Raw genomic sequence first — 24143 nt, forward strand, 5'->3', positions numbered from 1 at the left:
CGTCCGGCCCGGCAACCAGCGTGAGGACCCCTGCGTACTCCGGCCCTGACGCTCCGCTGCCGTGCCACAACTCGCTTGAACCTGCATGCGCGGCAGTTCACACCTGCTCGTCCCCGCCGCGCCTCACTTGCTGTCTTGGCTACGAGCAAAACCCTAACCCCAAGAATCGGCGATGTCTACAACAGCCATGGCAGATTTCTTTCACGCCCAGACACCGGAGGTCTGACGCCCGGAGACGCCGGAATCCGGCACGCGTGCGAGCAGAAAGCCCACCGGCAATGTGCCGTCGAGTGTCTGAACGCCGCTTGAGGGGGCAGAATCCCAGTTCTGCAAACCGTGACAACCGATACAGGTGGGGTGTAGACGTATGAACGGCACCAAGATCACTAACGCGTTCGCCCCTCATCGGGCGAAGTCCAAGGGATCCGACGCGTCCGACATCAGCCGGGCCCGCGACACGGCCCACACCTTCGCGGACGGTCTCGGCCTGGCGCCGGACTCCTGCATGGCGGACAACCTCGTCCTGGTGGTGTCCGAGCTGGTCACCAACGCCCTGCGGCACGGCGGCGGGCGCTACCGCCTCGAAATGTCCGCGAGCCCCCATGTGGTGATCGTCGCGGTCAGCGACCCCAGCCCCACTCACCCCCGCGAGCGCACCCCGGACCTGGACGGCGGCGGCGGAGGCTTCGGCTGGCACATGGTCCGCCGGATCGCCCGCACGGTGTGGATCACCGCGGGCCCGGCCCCCGGCAAGACGGTCCACGCCGCCTTCGCACGGTAGCCGGGCCCCCCGGGCGGACGGCTCAGTCCGCGACGACCAGCGCCGGGGTCTCCTTCGTCAGGACCTCGCCGCGGAAGAACGCCGGGCTGCGGCGCTGCATCGCCAGCATGATCAGGACGCCGAGCAGCAGCAGACCCACCGCGATGACGAAGACCGAGCCGACGCCGAAGACCGCGGAGCCGCTGCCGTAGGCCGGGTCCCACATGTCGTACAGCGTCTTGCCGAACACCGCGGTGAGGAGCGTGCCGCCGAGGGCCGGGCACAGGCCCTTGAAGACGAGGTCACGGGCCGAGAGCAGCAGCTCGTGCCGGAAGTACCAGACACAGGCGAACGCCGTCAGCGCGTAGTAGAAGCAGATCATGAGGCCGAGCGCGTAGATCGTGTCGACCAGGACGTGCTCGCTGACCAGGGTCATCACCGTGTAGAAGACGCCGGTCGCGACGCCCGCGACGACCGTGGCGAGGCCGGGGGTCTTGAAGCGCGGGTGCACCCGTGAGAAGGAGCTCGGCAGGGCCTCGTACGCCGACATCGCCAGGACCGTGCGGGCCACCGGGATGAACGTCGTCTGGAGGCTGGCCACGGCCGAGGCGAGGACCGCGACGAAGAGCAGGATGCCGAGCCCGGGGCCCATCACCGGGCCGGCCAGCGCGGCGAACACATTGTCCGAGGTCTCCGGGTTGGCGAGGCCGAGACCGCTGTCGCCGGAGCCGACGACCATCTGGGCCGCGATGGCGGTGGCCAGGTAGGTGCCGACGAGCACGGCCATGGTGACGAGCGCGGCGCGGCCGGGCGTCTTGGCGCTGCCCGTGGTCTCCTCGTTGGCCGTCAGGCAGGCGTCCCAGCCCCAGTAGACGAAGATCGCCAGCGAGAGTCCGGCGGTGAAGGCCGAGAAGGACTGGACCGCGAACGGGTTCAGCCAGGACCAGGAGAAGTCGAGCGAGGTCGCGGCGAAGTCGCCGCTGCCGACCTGCTGGAAAGCCATCGTCACGAAGACGGCCAGGACCACCAACTGGAGTCCCACCAGCGCGTATTGCACGCCCTTCGTCGCGGTCATGCCGCGGTAGCTGATCGCGGTGGCAGCGGCGATCAGGGCGAGGCAGGTGATGATATGGACGGCCTTGTTGTCGTCCAGGGCGGTGATCGAGGCGTTGCCGCTGACCTCACCCGCCAGCAGCCAGAAGTACGAAGTGGCCACACCCGCGAGGTTCGACAGGACGATGATCGTCGCGATGACCAGACCCCACCCGCACATCCAGCCGAGCCGCGGGCCGAACGCCTTCACCGTCCAGGTGAAGGAGGTGCCGCAGTCCGGCATGGCGCGGTTGAGCTCGCGGTAGGCGAAGGCGACCAGCAGCATCGGCAGGAAGCCGGCCAGGAAGACCGCGGGCATCTGCACGCCGACCTCGCCGGCCGTGGAGCCGAGGGTCGAGGTCAGGCAGTAGACGGGGGCCACGGTGGAGATACCGATGACCGCGCTGCCCATCAGGCCGACACTGTCGCCGCCGAGGCCCTTGTCGCGTACGCCGCCGGCGTCGCCCGTGACGTCGACGCCCCTTACCTTGTCCCCGGCCTGGGGCCGGGCTTCCAGCTGAGTCATGAACGCGACGTTAACGGGTGCGTTTTCCACATCCGGAGGCCGACGCTCCACCGGAAGATCCTTGCATTGGCCGGTAATTCATCGCCTGTTCTGCTTGGATTGAAGGCCTAGATCGAATTGGAGGCGAGCATTACCAGGCCATGAAGGAAACTTCCGAAGTGCGGAAATCGCAACACTGTCCGTTATGCCCGTTTTAAAAGTTTCCCGTACCGATCTGCGGCGGGTCAGCCGGGCCAGACGAGAGACTGGATCTCGCTGTACGCGTGCAGTGCGTACGAGCCGACGTCGCGCCCCACACCACTCTGCTTGAAGCCGCCGAACGGCGCCTCCATGTTGCGCCCGATGGTGTTGATCCCGACCCCGCCCGCGCGCAGCCGCCCCGCCACCCGGAACGCTCTCGCCACATCCCCCGACCAGACATAGTCGAGCAGCCCGTACTCGCTGTCCTCGGCCAGGGCGATGCCCTCCTCCTCGTCGTCGAAGGGGACGAGGACCACGACCGGGCCGAAGATCTCCTCGCGGACGACGCGCATGTCGTTCGTACAGTCCGCGAACAGGGTCGGGGCGACATAGAAGCCCCGGTCGAGTGCGGGGCGCTCGCCGCCCGCGACCAGTCTGGCGCCCTCCTTCTTCCCCAGCTCGACGTACGACTCGATGCGGTCGCGGTGGGCCGCCGAGATGACCGGGCCGACCACCGTGCCCCGCTCCGTCGGGTCGCCGACCGTGAGGTGGCCGAGGTATGCGGTGAGCTTCTCGACCAGCCGGTCGTAGATGCCGCGCTGTGCGATCACCCGCGTCGGGGCGGTGCAGATCTGGCCGCTGTAGAAGGAGAACGTCGTACCGATGCCCAGGACCGCCGAGTCCAGGTCCGCGTCGTCGAAGACGACCGCGGCGCCCTTGCCGCCCAGCTCCATCAGCTGCCGCTTCATGCCGCGCCCGCAGACCTCCGCGATGCGCCGGCCGACCGCCGTGGAGCCGGTGAAGCTGACCATGTCCACGTCCGGGGAGTCGACGGCGGCCTCGCCGACGGCCGGCGCGGAGCCCGACACCACATTCACCACACCCGCCGGCACCCCGGCCTCCGCCAGCGCCTCCGCCATCCGGTAGACCGACAGCGGGTCCTGCGGGGCGGGCTTCACCACCACGGTGTTGCCCATGGCCAGCGCGGGCGCGACCTTGCCCGCCGGGTTGGCCCAAGGGTTGTTGTAGGAGGTGATGCAGGTGACCACGCCCACCGGGCGGCGCACCGCCACGGCCCCCAGCACACCCGCCCTGCCCATCGGGCCCGCCTCGTTGATCTGCGGCCCCAGCGGTGTCTCGACGGGCTCAAGGGCTCCGCGCGCGTACCGCCGGAAGCGGGCGATGCCCACCCCGACCTGCATGCCGCGGGCGATACCGGTCGGTGCGCCGCTCTCCCGCTGGGCCAGGCGCGCGTACGGCTCGAACTCCCGCCGCATCAGATCGGCGGCCCGGTCGAGGATCGCGGCCCGCTCCTCCGGTGTCGTACGCGACCAGCCGGCGAAGGCGTCCCGGGCGCAGGCCGTGGCCGCGTACACCTGCTCGCGGCTCGCCTCGGGGGCCGGGCCGACGGTCTCCTCGGTGGCCGGGTCGATCACCTCGTAGTGGCCGCCGCCCGGCTCCACCCACTCACCACCGATGAACAGCCGCTGATCTGAGCCCACTTGGCCTCCCGCTCCCCCCGCGCTCACTTGGTGCTCACCGTCCGGGTGTCGCGGCCCGAGCGCAGGACCGTGCCGGGCACCGCGCCCGTCACCTGGTCGTCGCGGATCGTCTCCACGCCGTTGACGCGTACCGACACCACGCCGATCGCCTTCGCGTCCAGCCGGGGGCTGTCGCCCGGCAGGTCGTGCACGAGTGTGGCCGGGCCCGCTTCGATCCGCTCAGGGTCGAAGAGGACGAGGTCGGCGTGGAAGCCCTCCACGATCCGGCCGCGCTCCCGCAGCCCGAAGAGCTGCGCCGGGTCGTCGGTCAGCATCTTCACGGCCTGCTCCAGCGTCACCAGCTTTCGCCCGCGCAGACAGTCGCCGAGGAATCGGGTGGTGTAGGGCGCCCCGCACATCCGGTCCAGATGCGCGCCCGCGTCGGAGCCGCCGAGCAGCACGTCCTCGTGTCCCCAGGTCTCGCGGCGCAGTTCCCAGGACGCGGGGTCGTTGTCCGTGGGCATCGGCCACAGGACCGTACGCAACTCGTCGTTGGCGCAGATCTCGATGAGGCAGTAGAAGGGGTCCTGGCCGCGTTCGGCGGCGATGTCGTTGACCACCCGGCCGCTGAGGCCCTCGTTCTCCTTGGAGTACGTGTCCCCGACGACGTACCGCCCGAAGTTGGCCAGCCGCCTGAAGACGCCGGCTTCCTTGCTGTTGGCTCGGCGCAGCATCTCGGCGCGGGTGTCGGCGTCCCGCAGCTTCTCGATCCGCTGCGGCACGGGCAGGCTCAGGATGTCGCCCCAGCCGGGGATCAGGTTGAGGGCGCAGAAGGTGCCGAGGGACATGTTCATGGGGGTGAGGATGGGCATGGTGAGGGCGACGATGCGCCCGCCGGCCTTACGGGCCCGTTCGCTCGGAATGAGCTGGCGCGGCACCCGCTCGGGCACGGACGCGTCGATGGTCAGGACGTTCCAGTTGAGGGGACGGCCGGCCGCGGCGCTCATCTCCACGAAGAGGTCGATCTCCTCGTCGTCGAACTGGTCGAGGCAGCCCGCGACGATCGCTTCGAGCTGGGTGCCCTCGTGTTCGGCGACGGCGCGGGACAGGGCGAGCAGTTCCTCGGGCTTGGCGTGCCGGGAGGCGACGGGCTGCCCGTCGCCGTCGGAGTGGGTGGAGGACTGCGTGGTGGACAGCCCCCAGGCCCCCGCGGCCATCGCGTCGTGGAACAGCCGCAGCATGTACGCCATTTGCTGCTCGGTGGGCTGTCCGCCGACGGCGTCGGCGCCCATGACATGACGGCGCAGGGCGCAGTGGCCGACCATGAAGCCCGCGTTGACGGCGATGCGGCCGTCGAGGGCGTCGAGGTATTCGCCGAAGGTGTGCCAGTTCCAGGGCGCGCCCTCTTCGAGCGCGACGAGGGACATGCCCTCGACCTTGCTCATCATGCGGCGCGTGTAGTCGGCGTCCTCGGGCCGGTCCGGGTTGAGCGGCGCGAGGGTGAAGCCGCAGTTGCCGCCGACGACGGTGGTGACGCCGTGGTTGAGGGACGGGGTGGCGTACGGGTCCCAGAAGAGCTGGGCGTCGTAGTGCGTGTGCGGGTCCACGAAGCCGGGGGCGAGGATCAGCCCGGTGGCGTCCTCGGTGGTGCGGGCGGGTTCGGTGAGGGTGCCTTCGGGGGCGATGACGGCGATGCGGCCGTCGCGTATGCCGAGGTCCGCGACGTACCGGGGGCCACCGGTGCCGTCGACGACGGTCGCCGAGCGTATGAGGTGGTCGAGCATGGGGTGGGTCCCTTCTGCGATACGCGGGTGCGGGTGCCGGTGCGGGTGCCGGTGCCGGTGTGGTGCGGGTGCGTGGGGCGGTGCGGGTTTGCCTGCGGCGCTGGTCCCCCTACCCGCCCCTTCCCGAAACCGGGGAGACCCCGGTCCCCCGGGACGCCCTACGGGCGTGTCCTCAAGCGCCGGACGGGCTGGAATTCAGCCCGTCCGGCGCTTGAGGACCGGGGCCCGGGGCGGAGCCCCCACGCGGCGGCAGCCGCAAAATGTCACAGCGGGAAGGGGCGGGTCGGAAACAAGCCCGCCGCAGGCGCCCCCGCGCCCCCGGCTCAGCTGCCCGCCGCCTGCCGGAACCGCGTCGTGCGGTGCACCGGGTCCGTGTCGATCCTCGGGATGACGTGCTCCCCGATCAGCCGGATCGTATTCTTCGTGTCCTCGGGCGACACCCCGATCGGCAGCCCGAACGACAGCTGATCCGCGCCCGCCTGCTCCCAGCGCTTGCACTGCTGGTGCACCTCGTCGGGGTCTCCGCAGATCATCAGCTCCTCGGCGATGAGCAGCTCGATGATCTCCTCGCTGTACTCCGGCAGCAGTTCGGGCCACTGCGGAACGCCCTCGGGCCGCGGGAAGGTGTCGTGGTAGCGGAAGAGCAGCGACTGGAGGTAGTTGAGGCCGCCGCCGACCGCGATCTCGACCGCCTTCTTGTGCGTCTCCGCGCAGATCGCCGTGGACGTCACCATCACGTTGTCGTTGACGAAGTCACCGATCGGCTCCGCGTCCTTGACCGCGTTCTTGTACGACTCGACGACCCACTCCATGTCGGAGACCTTCTGCACGCTGAAGCCGAGGACCCCCAGGCCCTTCTTCCCGGCCATCGCGTACGAGGAGGGCGACCCGGCGGCGTACCACATGCCCGGGTGCGACTTCCCGTACGGCTTGGGCAGGACCTTGCGCGGCGGCAGCGACCAGTGCTTGCCCTGGAAGCCGACGTACTCGTCCTGGAGCCACATCTTGGGGAACTCGGCGATCGTCTCTTCCCAGATCTCCTTGGTGCCGTTCATGTCGGTCATGCCCGGCATGAAGCCAAGGATCTCGTGGCTGCCCGCACCGCGGCCCGAGCCGAACTCGAAGCGTCCCTCGGAGAGATGGTCGAGCATGGCGACCTTCTCGGCCACCTTCACGGGGTGGTTGACGGGGGCGAGCGGGTTGAAGATGCCGGAGCCCAGGTGGATGCGGTCGGTGGCGTGCGCGAGGTATCCGAGGAACACGTCGTTCGCCGAGAGGTGGGAGTACTCCTCCAGGAAGTGGTGCTCGGACGCCCAGGCGTACTTGAAGCCGGACTTGTCCGCCTCGATGACGTACTCGGTCTCCTCGATCAGAGCCTTGTGCTCCGCCTCGGGGTCGACCTTGGCACGTGCGGCGGGCACGTACCCCTGCACAAAGAGCCCGAATTCCAAGGAGATTCACCATCCCTCAGTTGGTCCGACGACCGTCGGCGCCGCGCTGGCCTGACGGATCGTCAGATTACGATGGGGTCGACTGTTCCACTGCCCGTGCGGACCGTCAATAGCTGACGCTTCGTCAGGAGCGGTCAGAAAGCACTCACTCCGGCCAGCCAGCCGCCGTCGATGACGAAGGGCTGGCCCGTGATGTACGAGGAGTCGTCACTGGTCAGGAACAGCGCCAGCGCCGCGACCTCCTGCGGCTGCCCGACCCGCCCCAGCGGCACCAGCTTCTTGTACAGCTTCTCGAGCCCGGCGGCCGATTCTGCGGGGTCGGCCGTGGGGTCGAGCAGGGCCGGATTGCTCATCGCGGTGTCCACCGCCCCGGGGCACACGGCGTTGACCCGGATCCCGCTGCCCGCCAGCTCCACCGCCGCCACCCGGGTCAGCCCCAGGATGGCGTGCTTGGTCGCGGCGTACGCGCCGACGAAGGCCATGCCGGTGAGCGCCGTGTACGAGGCGGTGTTGACGATCGTGCCGCCGCCGGCCGCCGCGATCTCGGGGGCCACGGTCTTGATGCCGAGGAATGTGCCGACCTGGTTGACCTGGACGATCTGCATGAACTCCGCCAGCGGTGTAGAGAGCAGCTCGTTGAAGCGCAGGATCCCCGCGTTGTTGATCAGGCCGTCGATCTTCCCGAAGGCGCTCTTCCCGGCCTCGACGGCCGCCGCCCAGTCCGCCTCCTGGCTCACATCCAGGTGGACGTATTTCGCGGTCTCGGGGCCGAGCTCCTTGGCGAGGGCCTCGCCCTGGTCGTCGAGCACATCACCGAGCAGCACCTTCGCACCCTCGGCGGCGAACAGCCTGGCCTCGTGCTCGCCCTGCCCGCGCGCGGCGCCCGAGATGACGACGACGCGCCCTTCCAGCTTCCCCATGCCGTACTCCTTAGGTATTGAGGTGCGGAGCCACTTCGGCGCCGAACGCGGCTATCTGGTCGGTCAGTTCGGCGCGGTCGCGGCTGCGGAACCGCACCTGGATCTGGTCCACGCCCATCGCGCCGTACGCGCGCAGCGATTCCGCCACGGCGTCGGGCTTCCCGGTCAGCGTGCGGCGCCCGATCGGCCAGGACGCCTCGCCGACGTACAGCGGCTCGGTGATCGCGCCGACGGTGATCGGGTCCTCCACCCCGGCCTCGGAGCGCAGCCGCTTGAGCCTGGCGATCTGGTCGGGCAGCTTGGCCCGCGAGTCGCCCTGCGGGAGCCAGCCGTCACCCCGCACTGCGGCCCGGCGCACGGCGGCCGGCGAGGAGCCGCCGACCCACACCGGGATACGCGCCTGCGCGGGCCTGGGCTTCTGCCCGAGCCCGCTGAAGGAGAACCGCTCCCCGGCGAACTCCGGGTACTCGTCGGGTCCCAGTGCGACCCGGAGCGCGTCGATCGTCTCGTCCAGTACGCCACCGCGGCCGGGGAAGTCTGCCCCGAGCGCCGCGAATTCCTCCTGGACATGCCCGGCCCCGACCCCGAGGACCAGCCGGCCGCCGGAGAGGTGGTCGAGCGTGGCGTACTGCTTGGCGGAGGCGAGCGGGTGGCGCAGCCCGACCACGGCGACATGGCTGAGCAGCAGGACCCGCTCGGTGGCCGCGGCGAGGTAGGAGAGGGTGGCGACGGGGTCGTACCAGACCGTGCTCATCGCGTCGGCGAGGCGGCGCGGGATCGCGACGTGCTCGCAGCTCGCGATGTAGGCGAAGCCCGCGCGGTCGGCGGTGCGGGCGATCTCCACGAGGTCCTCGGGGCCCGCCTCCCCCTCCCAGGCCTCGGCGTACATGGTGCTCTGCGACTGGATCGGGAGCTGCATCCCGTACGACAGACGTCCTGTGGGAAGTATCCGCACCGGGCCGCCTCCTTCCCCTCGACCGATGGGCCGACCGTGACGGCTCGACCGTGATGGACGGGCTCATCGTCATACCTGACGATTCATCAGACAAGGGGTAGGGAGGTGCGCGCGGCCGGCGGACACCCCCTAGGCGCCGGGGCCCGCCCAGAGTCCGTCGCTCGTGAGCCCGAGCAGGTCGATCGCGTTGCCGCGCACGATCCGGTCCACCACGTCCGCGTCCAGGTGTCCCATCTGCTCCTCGCCGACCTCCTTGGACTTGGGCCAGGTGGAGTCGGAGTGCGGGTAGTCCGTCTCGTACAGGACGTTGCCGACGCCGATCGAGTCGAGGTTCTTCAGGCCGAACGCGTCGTCGAAGAAGCAGCCGTACACATGCCCCGCGAACAGCTCCGACGGCGGTCGCAGCACCTTGTCCGCCACCCCGCCCCAGCCGCGGTTCTCCTCCCACACCACGTCCGCGCGCTCCAGGATGTACGGGATCCAGCCGATCTGCCCCTCCGCGTACATGATCCGCAGACGGGGGAAGCGCTCGAACTTGCCGCTCATCAGCCAGTCGACCATCGAGAAGCAGCAGTTGGCGAAGGTGATCGTGGAGCCCACCGCGGGCGGCGCGTCGGCCGAGGTCGACGGCATCTTCGACGAGGACCCGATGTGCATGGCGATCACCGTGCCGGTCTCGTCGCACGCCCGCAGGAACGGGTCCCACTCGTCGGTGTGGATGGAGGGCAGCCCCAGGTGCGGGGGGATCTCGGAGAACGCGACCGCCCGTACCCCGCGCGCCGCGTTCCTGCGCACCTCGGCCGCCGCGAGCTCCGCGTCCCACAGCGGGACCAGGGTGAGCGGGATCAGCCGGCCGTGCGCGTCGGGGCCGCACCACTCGTCGACCATCCAGTCGTTGTACGCCCGCACCCCGAGCAGGCCCAGTTCGCGGTCCTTGGCCTCGGTGAAGGTCTGGCCGCAGAAGCGCGGGAAGGTCGGGAAGCACAGGGCGGACTGGACGTGGTTCACGTCCATGTCGTCGAGGCGCTCGGGGACCGAGAAGGATCCCCGCCGCATCTGCTCGAAGGTGATGACTTCGAGCTTGATCTCGTCCCGGTCGTAGCCGACCGCGGTGTCGAGGCGGGTGAGCGGCCGGTGCAGGTCCTCGTACACCCACCAGTCGCCCATCGGCCCGTCGTCGCCCTTCGCCCCCATCACCGGGGCGAACTTTCCCCCCATGAAGGTCATTTCCTTCAAAGGCGCACGAACCACCCTCGGGGCGATGTCCTTGTACTTGGACGGGAGCCGGTCCCGCCAGACGTTGGGGGGCTCAACCGTGTGGTCGTCCACCGAGATTATCTTCGGGAAGGTCTCCATGTGAACCACGGTAGCGCCGATCTGACGATCCGTCAGCTCCCTGATGGCGGACAGCTCGGTTCCGGTGCTGACGCAACCGCCACGGACAAGGCAAACTGACCCTTGCGACCGGGCGGTAACGGCAGGGGGAGCGCTATGGACGACATACCTCGGACACCGGGGAAGCGAAGTCCCGACCCCGGCCGACGGACCGGCACGGGAGGCACCGGGACGGGATCCGCCCTGCGCTTCGGCGTACTGGGACCGGTCCGCGCCTGGCGGGGCGAGGAACTGCTCAACACCGGTTCACCGCAGCAGCGCGCGCTGCTCGCGGCCCTGCTGCTGCGCGAGGGACGGACCGCGACGGCCGCCGAGCTGATCGACGCGCTGTGGGGCGAGGACCCGCCGTCGCAGGCGCTGGCCGCGGTACGGACATACGCCTCGCGGCTGCGCAAGGCGCTGGATCCGGGGGTGCTGGTCAGCGAGTCCGGCGGGTACGCGATACGGGCGGACGCCGAGACCCTGGACCTGGCGGTCGCGCAGGAACTGGCCGCCGGGGCCGAGAAGGCCCGCAACTCCGGCGACCGGTTCGGCGCCCGCACTCTGATCAACGAGGCCCTGGCGCTGTGGGACGGCGAGCCGCTCGCCTCGGTCCCGGGGCCGTACGCCGAGACGCAGCGCACCCGGCTCGACGAGTGGCGCCTGCAGCTCGTCGAGACCCGCCTCGACCTGGACCTGGAGGTCGGCCACCACGCGGAGGCGATCTCGGAGCTGACCGCGCTGACCGCCGCGCACCCGCTGCGCGAGCGCCTGCGCGAACTGCTGATGCTCGCGCTGTACCGCAGCGGCCGGCAGGCCGAGGCCCTGGCGGCGTACGCCGACACACGCCGCCTGCTGGCCGACGAGCTGGGCGTGGACCCCCGCCCGGAGCTGGCCGCGCTCCAGCAGCGCATCCTGGAGGCCGACGCCGACCTGGCCCGCCCGGTGGAACCGCCGCCATCCGCGGCCCCCACCGTCGTGCGGCCCGCCCAACTGCCCGCTACCGTCCCCGACTTCACCGGCCGGGCCTCGTTCGTCAGCGAGCTCGGCAACCGGCTCGCCGCCGCGGAGTCCAGCGTCATGGCGGTCTCCGCCCTGGCCGGCATCGGCGGTGTGGGCAAGACGACCCTCGCGGTGCATGTCGCGCACGCGGCCCGCCCGCACTTCCCCGACGGCCAGCTGTACGTCGACCTGCAGGGCGCGGGCTCGCGCTCGGCCGAGCCCGCCACCGTCCTCGGCTCGTTCCTGCGCGCGCTGGGCACGCCCGACCCGGCCATCCCCGACACCCTCGACGAGCGCGCCGCCCTCTACCGCTCGACGCTGGACGGCCGCCGGATCCTGGTCCTGCTCGACAACGCCCGCGACGCCGCCCAGATCCGCCCGCTGCTGCCCGGCACGACCGGCTCGGCGGCCCTGGTGACGAGCCGGACCCGGATGGTCGACCTGGCCGGGGCGCACCTCATCGACCTCGATGTGATGTCCCCCGACGAAGCCCTCCAGCTCTTCACGAAGATCGTCGGCGCGGAGCGCGTCCGGTCCGAGCGCGAGGCCGCCCTCGACGTCGTGGGCGCCTGCGGCTTCCTCCCGCTGGCCATCCGCATCGCCGCCTCCCGGCTGGCGGCCCGCCGCACCTGGACGGTCTCGGTGCTGGCGGCGAAGCTCGCGGACGAGCGCCGTCGCCTCGACGAGCTCCAGGCGGGCGACCTGGCCGTCAAGGCCACCTTCGAGCTGGGCTACGGCCAGCTGGAGCCGCAGCAGGCGCGCGCGTTCCGCCTACTCGGCCTGGCGGACGGCCCGGACATGTCACTGGCGGCGGCAGCGGCCGTACTCGACCGGTCCTTCCAGGACACCGAGGACCTCCTCGAATCCCTCGTCGACACGTCCCTGCTGGAGTCGGCGGCACCCGGGCGCTACCGCTACCACGACCTCGTACGGCTCTACGCGCGTTCCTGCGCGGAACGCGACGAGCCGACGCCGGGCGGGCGGGACGCGGCGATGTCCCGGCTGCTCGACTTCTACCTGGCGACGGCGGCGACGGTGTACGCGCTGGAGCGGCCGGGAGACCGGCTGGTGGACCACCTGGAGCCCGCCCACTACCCGGGCCTGCACTTCACCGACGGGCACGCGGCCGTCGACTGGCTGTACATCGAGGCCAACTGCCTGCTGGCCTGCGTCCGGCAGAGCAGCTCGGGCCACACCCTCAGGCGCGCCGTCGATCTGCTCTGGGCCGCGAAGGACCTCGCCGAATCGGGCGCCAACTCCCACGAGTACGAGACGACCGCGGTGGCCGCCCGCGACGCCGCGCACGCCGCCGGAGACACCCGGGCGGAGGGCCGCGCCCGCACGACGCTGACCAACGCGCTCCTCGTGTCGGGCCGCTTCGACGCGGCGGACGAGGAAGCCAGGCTCGCGACCGTGCAGGCTCGCGCGGCCGGGGACCCCGTGCCCGTCGCGTGGGCGTCCAACGACCGCGGCATCATCGCGCTCTACCAGAACCGGCACGCGGACGGCGAGCACTACCTGCGCGACGCCATCGACAACTTCCGCGCCTGCGGCAGCCGCCCCGGCGAGGCCAGCGCCCTGTGCAATCTCTCCCGTATCCACGTCTCCATGAACCGGACGTCCAGCGCGGTCGAACTCGCCGAACAGGGCATCGCGATCTACGACGAACTCGGCCTGACCCTGCGCCTCGCCAACGGCCGGTTCGCCTTGGGCATCGCCCTGACCGCGGCGGGCCGCCCCGACGAGGCACTCGACGAGCTCGGCGAGTCGCTGCTCGTCTTCCGGGACAACCGCCAGCGTCTGTGGGAGGGCACCACCCACTTCCGCATCGCCCAGGCCCACCTCACCGCACAGCGCCCCGCACAGGCGGCGCAGCACGCGGAGCAGGCTCTCGCCCTGCACTGCATCGGCGGCGACTGGATGCGCGGCAATGTCCTGACCACTCTGGGGCGGGCCCTCGACCGGCTCGGCCAGGTGGACCGGGCACGGGCCTGCTGGCGGGAGGCGCTGAGCATCTACGAGGTGACCGGCGCCGCGGAGGCCGACGAAGTACAGGCCCTCCTGACGCCCCTGTCGGCTGCCTGAGGCCGTTCACCGGGTCGTTCATCGATTGTTTATCGGGGCCCGGCATTCTCCAGGTTAACGAGCTGTCACGCCGGGGGGCAGACGGTTCGCCGAGGGTTTCACCGTAAGGTGAACGACCCCAGAACGCCCGTTCGACGACCCCGGGGGAGTTGTCGAACGGGCGTCCGCCGACGCGAGAACTGCCACACAACGGGAGACGAGCATGAGCGACGCCAAGAAGAGCGAAGAGATCACCACCGAGGACAACCACGCCGGGACGCCGGGCGCGGGCAAGCCCAAGATCACCACCCTGGACAACCACGCCGGGTCCGAGGGTGCGGGCACGATCACCACACAGGACAACCACGCGGGGTCCGAAGGAGCCTGAGGCTTCGGACCGAACGGGGGGCGGGAACGACCGCGGTGGCGCGGAGGGGATGCCACCGCGGTCGCCGCACGTCCGGACACACGGGCCCGCGTGTCCGGGCGGGCGGGCGCCGGAGGCCGGGGGCGCGGGCACCGTATGCGCGAGGCCGGAGCGCCGGAGCCCGGCGCTCCCCCGTGCCCGCGTCACCGTGTCACCGCTGCGCGGGGTGCGTCACCCGGCCGGTGACCGCAGCTCCATCTTCAGCACCTTGCCGCTCGCGTTGCGCGGCAGCTCCGTCACGAACTCGATCTCCCTGGGCACCTTGTAGTTCGCCATCTCGCGGCGTGACCAGGCGATCAGGTCGTGCGCCGTGAGCGTCGCCCCCGGGCGGCGGACCGCGTACGCCTTGCCCGTCTCGCCCAGCCGCGGGTCGGGGATGCCGACCACCGCGACTTCGGCGATGTCCGGGTGCAGGCCGAGGAGTTGCTCGATCTCCGCCGGATACGCGTTGAAGCCGCCGACGATGAACATGTCCTTGATCCGGTCGGTGATCCGCAGATTGCCCGCCGCGTCCAGCACGCCGACGTCGCCGGTGCGCAGCCAACCGTCCGGGGTGAACGCGTCCGCCGTGCCGGCCGGGTCCTCGAAGTAGCCCCGCATGACGTTGAAGCCCCGCACCAGGACCTCGCCGGGTGCACCCGGTTTCCCCGCGACCTTGACCTCCGTGCCCGGGATGGCCCGGCCCGAGGTGGCCGCGATGGTCTCCGGCGGGTCGCCGCGCCGGCACATGGTCACGATGCCGGACGCCTCCGAGAGGCCGTACGCCGTGAGGACCGTCGTGATGTGCAGCTCGGTGCGGAGGCGTTCGACGAGCTGCAGCGGGACGACCGCGGCGCCCGTCACCACCAGGCGCAGGGCCGACAGGTCGTGGTCGTCGCGGGCCGGGTGGTCCAGGAGCGACTGGTGGAGCGTGGGCGGGCCCGGCAGGACCGAGATGCGTTCGGCGGCGATGTTCGCCAGCACCGTGTCGACGTTGAAGACCGGCTGCGGGATCATCGTCGCGCCGCGCATCAGACAGGCGATGATGCCGGCCTTGTAGCCGAAGGTGTGGAAGAACGGGTTGACGATCAGGTAGCGGTCGCCCTCGCGCAGGCCTGCCAGATCGCACCAGATGTCGTAGCCGCGCAGGGTCTGCTCATGGGTGATCACCGCGCCCCGGGGGCGGCCCGTCGTGCCCGAGGTGAAGATGATGTCGGACGGGGACGCGGCGTCGATCGTGTCGGCGCGGGCGCGGACCTCGGCGGACGACACCACCTCGCCGGAGGCCAGGAAATCCTTCCAGGTACGGAAGTTCTCCGGTGCGTCGTCGGCGAGGACCACCACCTCCTGAAGGTGCGGGAGGGACGGGAGCGGGCCCGTGCCGGAGCCCTCCGTCGTCGCCCTGCGCAGCGAGGCGACGTACGACGTGCCGAGGAAGGCGCCGGTCACGAAGAGCAGTTTGGCGCGGCTGCCGGCCAGGACATACGCCGCTTCCGCGCCCTTGAAGCGGGTGTTGAGCGGGACCAGGACCGCCCCCGCCGTCACCGCCCCGAGCGCGCAGACGATCCAGTCCAGGGTGTTGGGCGCCCAGACGGCGACCCGGTCGCCTGGCTCGACGCCGCGCGCCATGCAGGCCGCGGCGGCCCGTTCGACGCGCTCGCCCAGCTCGGCGTACGAGACACGGGTGCGGCCGTCGACCACGGCCTCGCGCTCGCCGTACCGTTCGGCGGCGCTGCGCACCAGCTCCGGGATGCTGTCCCATTCGACGTCCGCGCCCATAACAAGCCCTCCCACAGCAGTAGCTGACTATCCGTCAGATTAGCGGTAGCCTGACGCGCTGTCAGTAGTCGCGACCATCGCGGAGGGCCCATGGCGACGCTCAAGGATGCGACAGCGATAGTCGGCACGGGCCAGACGCCCTTCGCCAAGCAACTCCCCTATTCCGAGAAGACCCTGGCCTGTCAGGCCATCCTCTCCGCGCTCGCCGACGCCGGGATCGACCCCTCCGAGGTGGACGGCATGGCCTCGTACACGATGGAGGAGACCGACGAGGTCGAGGTGGCGAAGTCCATCGGCGCCGGGGACATCACCTTCTTCTCCAAGGCCGGTTACGGCGGCGGCGGTTCCTGCGCCACCGTCGCCCACCTCGCCGCGGCCATCACCACCGGCCAGGCGAGCGTGGGCGTGGCCTGGCGCTCACGCAAACGCGGATCGGGCCCGCGCCCGTGGAAGAACACCGCCGTCCAACTGCCCACCCCCGCCCAGTGGACCCGCCCCTTCGGCCTACTGCGGCCCGCCGACGAGATCGGGATGCTGGCGCGCAGATACATGCACGAGTACGGCGCCACGCGCGACCACCTCTTCAATGTCGCCCTGGCCTGCCGGAACCGGGCCAATCAGAACCCGGCCGCGATGATGTACGAGCGCCCGCTGACCCGCGAGATGTACATGACGTCCCGCTGGATCAGCGACCCGCTGTGCCTCTTCGACAACTGCCTGGAGACCGACGGCGCGCTGGCCTGCGTCATCGTCTCCGCCGAGCGGGCCCGCGACTGCCGGCAGAAGCCGGTGTACGTGCACTCCGCCGCGCAGGGCCTGCCCACCCAGCACCACGGGATGGTCAACTACTGGAACGACGACCCGCTGACCGGCCCCTCCTGGGCTGCCGCCCGACATCTGTGGAAGCAGGCCGACTTCGGCCCCGACGACGTCGATGTCGCGCAGATCTACGACGCCTTCACGCCGCTGATCCCGCTCTCCCTTGAGGGCTACGGCTTCTGCGGGCGGGGCGAGGGCGCCGCGTTCACCGAAGGCGGCGCGCTGGAGAGCGGCGGACGGCTGCCGATCAACACCGGCGGCGGGGGGCTGTCCGAGGCGTACGTCCACGGCTTCAACCTCATCACCGAGGGCGTCAGGCAACTGCGCGGCACCAGCACCGCGCAGGTCCCCGGCGCCGCCACCTGCCTGGTTACAGCGGGCGAGGGCGTGCCCACCTCCGCGATCCTGTTGAGGAGTTGAGATGCGATGAGCGAGAGCCCGGCGCCCCCGGCCCTGCTGACCCCCGTGATCGACGAGGACGGCGCGCCCTTCTGGGAGTACGCCGCCCGGGGCGAGCTGCGCGTCCAGGCCTGTGCCTCGTGCGAAGAGCTGCGCTTCCCGCCGCGACCCTGCTGCCCGCACTGCCGGTCCTTCGACAGTGAGTGGCGCCTGATGAGCGGCAAGGGCCGGATCTGGTCGTACGTGCTGCCGCACCCCCCGCTGCTGCCCGCGTACGCGGCGCAGGCCCCGTACAACGCGGTGATCGTCGAGCTGACGGACGCCCCGCACATCCGGCTCGTCGGCAACGTGGTCACCGCACCCGGCGCCGCGCTCGACTCGGTCGATCCGGCGCGCCTGCGCATCGGGGCCCGGGTGCAGGTGGCCTTCACGGACACCGGTGACGGCATGGCGGTGCCGCGCTGGCTGCTGGAGCGGCCATGAGCATCCGGGTCGAGCGGGACAAGGTGAGCGGGGTCGCGGTCGTCACCCTGGACCGCGAGGCGAAGCACAACGCGATCGACTTGGCGACGGCGGCCGAACTGGCCGCAGTCTGGCGGGAGTTCCGCTTCGACGAGAGCGTCCGGGCGGTCGTCGTGACAGGTGCGGGCTCGAAGGCCTTCTGCACGGGGATCGACCGGGGGGTCGACGTCCCGCAGCCGCCCTCGCCGTACTCGATCGACGATCCGCTGATCTCCATCGGGCCCAAGGCGAACGACCTCTGGAAGCCGGTCGTCGCGGCGGTCCGGGGGATGGCGTGCGGCGGGGCGTTCTATCTGCTGGGCGAGGCGGAGTTCGTGGTCGCCGCGGACGACGCGACGTTCTTCGATCCGCATACGACGTACGGGATGGTCAGCGCGTACGAGGCGATCTACATGGCGCAGCGGATGCCGTTCGGGGAGGTCGCCCGGATGTCCCTGATGGGGACGGCGGAACGGCTCTCGGCGCGCCGGGCCCACGAGATCGGCCTGGTGTCCGAGCTGACCCCGCCCGGCGAGGAAGTGGCGGCAGCGGTGCGCTCGGCCGAGGTGATCGCTTCGTACCCGACCGGGGCGGTGCAGGGGACGGTGCGTGCGGTCTGGGCGGCGAAGGAGGGCGCCCGGAGCGCGGCGTTGGCCCAGGCGCCCCAGCTGATCGCGCTCGGGAATCTGCCGCCGGAGCGACAGGCGGAGTTGTTCGGCAGCCGAGGTGGCGGCTTTCGGGTGCGCTAGGTGGGCGGTTGCGTCGCGGGTCCGCCGCACGGCGACCACGACATCGTGGAGGTACAATTGCCACAAATCGCCTCAGCGTCGCCTTCCCGAGGCGCTCCTAGGCGACTGCTACTCCGCCCCTGGAGGACGTCATGTCCGGCCTCGTCCGCAAGAGCCTCGGTTCACCCGACGAAACCCGCCCCTTCGAAGAGAAAAAGGGGAAACTCGAACTCGTCAACTGCGAAGCGGGCCCGGTGGGACGGGCGACCTTCGAAGCCGGTTGGCAGTGGTCCAAGCACGTCAAGCCGATCGCCAAGACCGAGAGCTGCCAAGCCGCCCACTCGGGCTATGTGATCTCGGGCCGCATGAAGATCGTCATGGATGACGGCGGAGCCGATGAGTTCGGCCCGGGCGACGTCATGATCTGCCCGCCGGGTCACGATGCCTGGACCCTCGGCGATGAGGCGTGTGTCGTCGTCGACTGGTCGGGGTTCAGCGACTACGCCAAGCGGTAGCCGAAACCCGGCCCCGCTCTCGGGCCCCGGGTCGGCCACGGAACCCTCGCCGGGGCGGCCCGCGGTGGCCGCGTCGGCCGTACCGCGCCCCTCCGGCCTCCGGACGCCTCGGCACCCGATCACGTGACGTGGGGAGTTGGAGGGGCGGGCAGGTGGTTCCTTCTCCCGGTTCCTCAAGGAGTGGCGCGGCCGACCGGGACGCGCTCTGCCGGGTCCCGGTCGCGACCTGCGCGAATACGCCGAGTTCTGGCGTCAGGAAGCCGTCCGCTGCACGTTCTTCAGCGTGCACCTGCCACCCGAGGTCGCGCCCTCCTTGGGCACGTACGGCGTGGCGACATCGAGCGTGTCCGTCTGACCCGCGAGGACCATCGGGATGCTGGGGTCGCGCTCGCCAACGGTCGCGCCGCTCGGGTCGGTGAAGGACACCGTGAAGGAGTACGTGTACGTCTCCGACGCGCTGCTGTTCGTCGCCCTGACCGAGGCGACGATGCCCCGGGCGGAGTCGTACTCGCAGGTGTCGATCCGGACGTCGTTGGCGCCCTTGTTGCCACTGCTGCCGGAGACCGAACCCGTGGTGCCCGAGGAGGTCGTGCCGCCGGTGGTGGAGGAGGAGGAGGAGGAGGAGGAGGAGGAGCCGCCCGATGTCGAGTCGTCGTCGTAGCTCGACCCGCCGCTGCTGCTACTGCTCGAACTGCCGCTACTGCCACTGCTGTTGCTGCCGCAGCTGCCACCGTGGGAGCCACGGGCCCCGGTCAGTGCGACGACAGCGATACCGCAGATGGCGACCGCGCGGACATGACGAAGCTGCACGCTTCAACCCCCGTTGAAATCGTTATGTTTGGCGCCCGGTTGACGGGCGCGCGTCACAGTAGAGCGCGGTCGGACGCACTGGCAAACGCACGTCTTCAAGCAGCGGCCGGCCCGTGGCCGATCGCCTCCGCACGACGGGCGTGGCGTCGTGATCGAGCGCCCGAGAGCCGCCCGAAAGAGGTGGGTGATGGTCCGCAGCTTCCTCGGCTGGATCCTCGCTCTCGTGGGAGCGACGGCAGCCGTACTGAGCACCTGCCACGCCTGGTTGGGCGATCGGCGCGGTCGTGACTACCGCATCGAGGATCTGTTCAACGGCATCACCGGCACCCATGCGCAGCTGGTCGGCTCGATCATTCTGCCGTTCGCGTTCGCGGCCGTGGTGACCCTGATCGGCCTGTTGCTGCGGTCCAGGCCGCTGGTCGCGCTCGCCGGGACGGTCGTGCTCGGGTTCACCATCCTGTGGATGGTCCGCACGGGCATGGCCGAGGGCGGCCTCGCGGTGAACTCCGACGGTACGGGCCTGAAGCTCGGCGTCGCGTACGCGCTCGGCGGCGGCCTGCTCCTGCTGCTGGCCGCCGGCGTCCTGCGCGGCCGTCGCGGGGGCGGCGCAGGGGCCGCCCCGGCGGACCCGGCGGAGGAGGAGCCCCGCCCCTGGTATCCGGCGCCGGACGAGTCGCAGCCGCCGTACCCGAGGGCATAGCGGCCACGCCCGTCAGGCGTTCGCGGCCCCGGAACGGCCCGTCGCCGTACCCTTCACCGCGTCCAGCGCGTACACACAACGGTCCTTGCTGCACGCGTAGATGACGCCGTCCTGCGCCACCAGGGACCCGGTGATCTCGCCGCCGGTCGCCAGCTTCCAGCGCAACTGGCCGCCGCTCGCGTCCAGTGTGTAGAGGCAGTGGTCCGCGGAGCCGAAGTGGACCCGGCCGTCGGCGACCACCGGCGCGCCGACGACCTCGCCGCCCGCCGCGAAGCGCCACTTGGGCGTGCCGGTGACCGCGTCCAGGGTGTAGAGCGCACTGCCGCTGCCCACATGGACGTTGCCCGCGGCGACCAGGACCGGTTCGATGGACTGGCGGGACTCGGTCGCGATCCGCCAGCGGTCCTTGCCGGTGGACGCGTCGAGGGCGTACACCGTGCCGAGGTAGTCGGCGAGGTAGACACCGCCGCCGGTGACGGCCGGCCCCGGCGCGAAGGCGGGCGCGCTGAGGAAGACCGCCGGGGCCTCGAAGTGCCAGCGCACCCGGCCGCTGACGGTGTCGATGGCGAGCACGCGCGTACCGGCGGAGACATACACATAGCCGTCGGGCGCCGGCGTCACCCGCACCGGGACCCCGCCGCAGGAGGCCGCGTCGCCGATCGGGTACGACCAACGCTCGCTGCCCGTACGGGCGTCGAGGGAGCGCAGCCGCGCGTCCTGCCACACGTACACCGCGTCGTCGTGCAGCGCGGGGCCCGCCTCCGGGGTCTCGAAGTCGGTCTGCGCGCCGCTGAGTTCCCACAGCTTCTGGCCGTTCGCGGCCTCCCAGGCCTGGACCCCGCCGCCGCGGGTACCGGTGACCACCGTGCCGCGGCCCGCCTTGAGCGAGTACACCCAGGCGTCGGTCTGCAGCCGCCACCGCTCCGCGCCGTCGGCGGCGTCGAGCGCGTACAGGGTGGGGCCGTCGGAGGCGTGTATACGACCGCCCGCGACCGCCATCGCCCAGGCGACGTCACTCGTCTTGAACTGCCGCCGGCCGCTGGCCACGTCGAGGGCGTGCACCTCGAAGGAGGTGACGTAGACGAGGCCGCCCGCGACCGCCGGGGTGCCCCACACATCGTTGGACATCCGGAACCGCCAGGGCCGCCATGCCCCGGACGGCCCCGCGCCGTCGGCCGGAGGTGCGGGCGCCGGTACGGACGGGGGCCGCAAGTGCTGGGAGGGTGCGTACGGGGACGACGAGAGGGCCGACGCGTGCCGCGGCACGACACCGGTCGGCGCGTCCGCACCGTTAACCGGGGCCACCGTCATCCCGGCGGGCGGCCTGATCCAGCCGGTGGCCTGACCCGCCTGGGCCGGCGCGGCCCCGGCGTGCGCCTCGGCGACCCGTGGGCCCGGTCCGATCGGCACCTTCACCCCGGGCAGCCGCACGGCGTGCTGCGGGGCCTGCGCCGCGTGGGCGCCCGCGCCGCGGGCCCCCTGCGCGGCCGGTGCGCCCTGGGCGGCGTGCGCGGATCGCAGCTGAACACCCTGACCCTGGCCCGGTGGCTGCGCGTACGAGGGCGGCGGGGCCGTCGGCGGGCCCGGCGGGCGCGGTGGTGTCGTGGCCTGAGCCCGGACCGGGGGCGCGCTCGGCACGGACGTGCGCCCGCCCCGGCGCTGCTCGATCATCGCGGTGGCGCGCGGCGGCAGCCAGGCGGACGCCGTACCGCTGTCGTCCTGGCCCGAGGCGAAGAGGTGCGGCGCGAGCTGCGACTGGAGGTCGGCCGGGCTGGGCCGCAGTGGCGCTTCCAACCCCATGCATGACTTGATCAGCGGTCGCAGTTCGTCGGGCAGGCCCTCCAAGTTGGGGCCCTCCCGCAGCAGCATGAAGACGGTCTCGACCGGGTTGGCACCGTGGAAGGGCGCATGCCCGGTCGCCGCGAAGACCAGCGTCGACCCGAGCGAGAAGACGTCACTGGCACCCGTCACGCTGCGCGAGTCCCGCGCCTGCTCGGGCGACATGTACGCGGGCGTGCCCACGGCCACGTTGGTCATGGTCAGCCGGGTGTTGGAGACCCCCGACGCGATACCGAAGTCGATGACGCGCGGACCGTCCTCCACCACCAGGACGTTCGACGGCTTGAGGTCGCGGTGGACCAGGCCCGCGCCGTGGATCGACTGCAGGGCCTCGGCGATACCGGCGGCCAGCCAGCGCACCGCCTGGGCGGGCATCGGCCCGCACTCATTCACTATTTCCTCGAGGGAGGGAGCGGGGACGTACGCCGTGGCGAGCCACGGCACCGCCGCCCGCGGATCGGCGTCCACGACGGCCGCCGTGTAGAACCCACTGACGGCCCGTGCCGCCTCCACCTCACGCGTGAAGCGGACGCGGAACAGCTGGTCCTCGGCGAGCTCGGTCCTTACCGTCTTGATCGCCACTCGTCGGCCCGACGCCGAGCGCGCGAGATAGACCAGCCCCATGCCGCCGGCCCCGAGCCGGCTCAGCACCTCGAACGGGCCGATCCGCCGCGGGTCGTGCTGCGTCAGCTGCTCCATCACTTGCCTGCCACCTCCCCCTACAAGGCCGCGAACACAGCCCCATGCAGCGTCTCACCACTGGGCACCACCCAGCGGTGCGCACCCTGATTCTTCCTGTCGGAGCCGGTGGAGGCGAACCCAGGGCCGGACCGGGGTGTCTCACCTCGATTCGGACACATCACACAGGTGCAGTTTGCGCACTTTGCCCGTATTTACGCGTAATGCCTGGCGGTTCAGGCCGCGCGGACACGCCGACCGGGCCCGATCGGACGTGCCGAATCCGTTCTCAGATCGTCTCCGGCTCCGCCAGAATGGCGAAAGTCGCGCCCTGATTGTCGACGAGCACCGCGATCCGCCCGAACGGGGTGTCGACCGGCGGCAGCTGGACGCGCCCGCCGAGGCGCTGGGCCGCCGCCACGGTTCCGTCGCAGGACTCGACGACGAAGTAGACCAGGAAGTGGTCGGGCATCTCGACGGGGAAGGCCTCGCTCATGACGCTGCGGCCCGTGATCGCGGTCTCGGGCCCCGGCTCGGTGCCGGCCGGGGACCAGGCGCGGAAATCGACGCCCGCGTCGCCCTGGTCGTGTCCTTCGAAGCCGAAGACCGTCTCGTAGAACGGGTCGATCAGCTCCTTGTCGTGCGTGTAGACCTCGGTCCAGCAGAAGGAGCCCGGCTCGTCCCGCTTCTCGAAGCCACTGTGCGTGCCCGCCTGCCAGAGCCCGAAGACACCACCGTTGGGGTCGGCGGCCACCGCCATCGTGCCGAGCGGCGGGACGGCGACCGGGTCGGTCAGCAGCTGGCCGCCCGCCGCCCGGACCTTCGCGGCGAGGGCGACGACGTCGTCGGCGGCGAAGTAGACACCCCAGGCGGTGGGCATGCGGCCGTCACTCTTGGGCGCCAGGGCGGCGACCTTCCTGCCGTCACTGAGCGCGTTCACGAACGGGCTCCGCGCGGCGCCGCCCCCATCGGCGAACGTCCACCCGAAGAGTGAACCGTAGAAGCGCTTGCCCGCTTCGAGGTCGTCGAGCGTCACGTCCACCCAGCAGGGCGTGCCTTCTGCGAATACGGCCATGGGGCCAAAGTAGCCAGCGCACCCGCCCCGCGCAGCCGAAAGGAATCGAACAATTGATTCAATATCGGGCCATTACCCATGCCTCCCATGGGTTGTCCACCGAAGTTGTCCACAGGCTGTTGATAAGACTATTCGTGGCGGAGTGGCCGGACATCCATGTCAGGGGTCCGCGAGAAAGGGCCGCCGAGAGGCGACCGGGACGGGCTCGCCGCGACCCTCGGGATCCGGCCACGGGGGGCTTCGAGAATCCGGCCACCGGGTGTCCGGGGCCGGACCGGCGGTACGTACGGGTGACGCCCGGTCCC

General features: G+C 71.0%; 19 protein-coding genes. 8 read left to right on the forward strand and 11 right to left on the reverse strand.

Features of this window, described 5'->3' with window-relative positions:
• Positions 1–367: 367 nt before the first annotated feature.
• Complete coding sequence (locus ACLLJJ_RS14800) at positions 368–781, forward strand: ATP-binding protein (protein ID WP_434590973.1); 414 nt, start codon at positions 368–370, stop codon at positions 779–781.
• Between the two features lie 22 nt (positions 782–803).
• Here the strand turns inward: ACLLJJ_RS14800 and ACLLJJ_RS14805 are convergent, their stop codons facing one another.
• The 7 genes from ACLLJJ_RS14805 to ACLLJJ_RS14835 form a co-directional block, all read right to left on the reverse strand.
• On the reverse strand, positions 804–2378 hold the full coding sequence (locus ACLLJJ_RS14805) for an APC family permease (protein ID WP_434590976.1): 1575 nt from the start codon (positions 2376–2378) through the stop codon (positions 804–806).
• A gap of 224 nt (positions 2379–2602) precedes the next feature.
• Entirely contained in the window at positions 2603–4060 is a 1458-nt protein-coding gene (locus tag ACLLJJ_RS14810; RefSeq protein ID WP_434590979.1) for an aldehyde dehydrogenase family protein, read from the reverse strand.
• 23 nt (positions 4061–4083) lie between these two features.
• Complete coding sequence (locus ACLLJJ_RS14815; protein ID WP_434590981.1) at positions 4084–5823, reverse strand: N-acyl-D-amino-acid deacylase family protein; 1740 nt, start codon at positions 5821–5823, stop codon at positions 4084–4086.
• A gap of 323 nt (positions 5824–6146) precedes the next feature.
• Positions 6147–7274 carry an LLM class flavin-dependent oxidoreductase gene (locus ACLLJJ_RS14820; protein ID WP_434590982.1) on the reverse strand — a complete coding sequence of 376 codons (1128 nt, stop codon included), beginning with the start codon at positions 7272–7274 and terminating at the stop codon, positions 6147–6149.
• 134 nt (positions 7275–7408) lie between these two features.
• Entirely contained in the window at positions 7409–8194 is a 786-nt protein-coding gene (locus ACLLJJ_RS14825) for an SDR family NAD(P)-dependent oxidoreductase (protein ID WP_434590985.1), read from the reverse strand.
• A 10-nt stretch (positions 8195–8204) separates the two neighbouring features.
• The gene (locus ACLLJJ_RS14830) at positions 8205–9113 is read right to left on the reverse strand and encodes a TIGR03619 family F420-dependent LLM class oxidoreductase (RefSeq protein ID WP_434600422.1); all 909 of its coding nucleotides are present in this window, start codon (positions 9111–9113) and stop codon (positions 8205–8207) included.
• Positions 9114–9278: 165 nt separating this feature from the next.
• Positions 9279–10505: an amidohydrolase family protein gene (locus tag ACLLJJ_RS14835; protein ID WP_434590987.1), complete on the reverse strand. Its 1227-nt coding sequence runs from the start codon at positions 10503–10505 to the stop codon at positions 9279–9281.
• A gap of 135 nt (positions 10506–10640) precedes the next feature.
• Between ACLLJJ_RS14835 and ACLLJJ_RS14840 the strand changes: the two genes are divergently transcribed.
• Entirely contained in the window at positions 10641–13610 is a 2970-nt protein-coding gene (locus tag ACLLJJ_RS14840) for a BTAD domain-containing putative transcriptional regulator (protein ID WP_434590989.1), read from the forward strand.
• Between the two features lie 202 nt (positions 13611–13812).
• On the forward strand, positions 13813–13977 hold the full coding sequence (locus tag ACLLJJ_RS14845; RefSeq protein ID WP_434590992.1) for a sigma-like protein: 165 nt from the start codon (positions 13813–13815) through the stop codon (positions 13975–13977).
• 210 nt (positions 13978–14187) lie between these two features.
• Here ACLLJJ_RS14845 and ACLLJJ_RS14850 read toward each other — a convergent pair whose 3' ends face one another.
• Positions 14188–15774, reverse strand: coding sequence for a FadD3 family acyl-CoA ligase (locus ACLLJJ_RS14850; protein WP_434590995.1), 1587 nt, complete (start codon positions 15772–15774; stop codon positions 14188–14190).
• Positions 15775–15864: 90 nt separating this feature from the next.
• Here ACLLJJ_RS14850 and ACLLJJ_RS14855 point away from each other — a divergent pair, with 90 nt between their 5' ends.
• The 4 genes from ACLLJJ_RS14855 to ACLLJJ_RS14870 all read left to right on the forward strand — a co-directional run bounded on the left by ACLLJJ_RS14855 (position 15865) and on the right by ACLLJJ_RS14870 (position 18736).
• Positions 15865–17013 (forward strand): lipid-transfer protein, encoded by a 1149-nt coding sequence (locus ACLLJJ_RS14855; RefSeq protein ID WP_434590997.1) that lies wholly within the window; start codon positions 15865–15867, stop codon positions 17011–17013.
• A 6-nt stretch (positions 17014–17019) separates the two neighbouring features.
• Positions 17020–17475 (forward strand): Zn-ribbon domain-containing OB-fold protein, encoded by a 456-nt coding sequence (locus tag ACLLJJ_RS14860; protein WP_434591000.1) that lies wholly within the window; start codon positions 17020–17022, stop codon positions 17473–17475.
• Entirely contained in the window at positions 17472–18242 is a 771-nt protein-coding gene (locus tag ACLLJJ_RS14865) for an enoyl-CoA hydratase/isomerase family protein (protein WP_434591003.1), read from the forward strand. Before ACLLJJ_RS14860 ends, ACLLJJ_RS14865 begins: the two co-directional genes overlap by 4 nt.
• Positions 18243–18373: 131 nt before the next feature.
• The gene (locus ACLLJJ_RS14870; RefSeq protein WP_434591005.1) at positions 18374–18736 is read left to right on the forward strand and encodes a cupin domain-containing protein; all 363 of its coding nucleotides are present in this window, start codon (positions 18374–18376) and stop codon (positions 18734–18736) included.
• 252 nt (positions 18737–18988) lie between these two features.
• Here the strand turns inward: ACLLJJ_RS14870 and ACLLJJ_RS14875 are convergent, their stop codons facing one another.
• Positions 18989–19546 (reverse strand): hypothetical protein, encoded by a 558-nt coding sequence (locus ACLLJJ_RS14875; protein WP_434591008.1) that lies wholly within the window; start codon positions 19544–19546, stop codon positions 18989–18991.
• 187 nt (positions 19547–19733) lie between these two features.
• Here ACLLJJ_RS14875 and ACLLJJ_RS14880 point away from each other — a divergent pair, with 187 nt between their 5' ends.
• Positions 19734–20246 (forward strand): hypothetical protein, encoded by a 513-nt coding sequence (locus tag ACLLJJ_RS14880; RefSeq protein WP_434591010.1) that lies wholly within the window; start codon positions 19734–19736, stop codon positions 20244–20246.
• A 12-nt stretch (positions 20247–20258) separates the two neighbouring features.
• On the opposite strand, the gene ACLLJJ_RS14885 is transcribed toward ACLLJJ_RS14880, so the two are convergent.
• Together ACLLJJ_RS14885 and ACLLJJ_RS14890 are read right to left on the reverse strand one after the other, a co-directional pair.
• The gene (locus ACLLJJ_RS14885) at positions 20259–22784 is read right to left on the reverse strand and encodes a PQQ-binding-like beta-propeller repeat protein (protein WP_434591013.1); all 2526 of its coding nucleotides are present in this window, start codon (positions 22782–22784) and stop codon (positions 20259–20261) included.
• Between the two features lie 268 nt (positions 22785–23052).
• A complete protein-coding gene (locus tag ACLLJJ_RS14890) occupies positions 23053–23838 on the reverse strand; it encodes a VOC family protein (protein WP_434591016.1) in 786 nt (261 codons plus the stop codon).
• Positions 23839–24143: the final 305 nt, after the last annotated feature.

The sequence above is a fragment of the Streptomyces sp. A5-4 genome (genome assembly GCF_051131715.1).
In the GTDB taxonomy this organism is placed as follows: domain Bacteria; phylum Actinomycetota; class Actinomycetes; order Streptomycetales; family Streptomycetaceae; genus Streptomyces.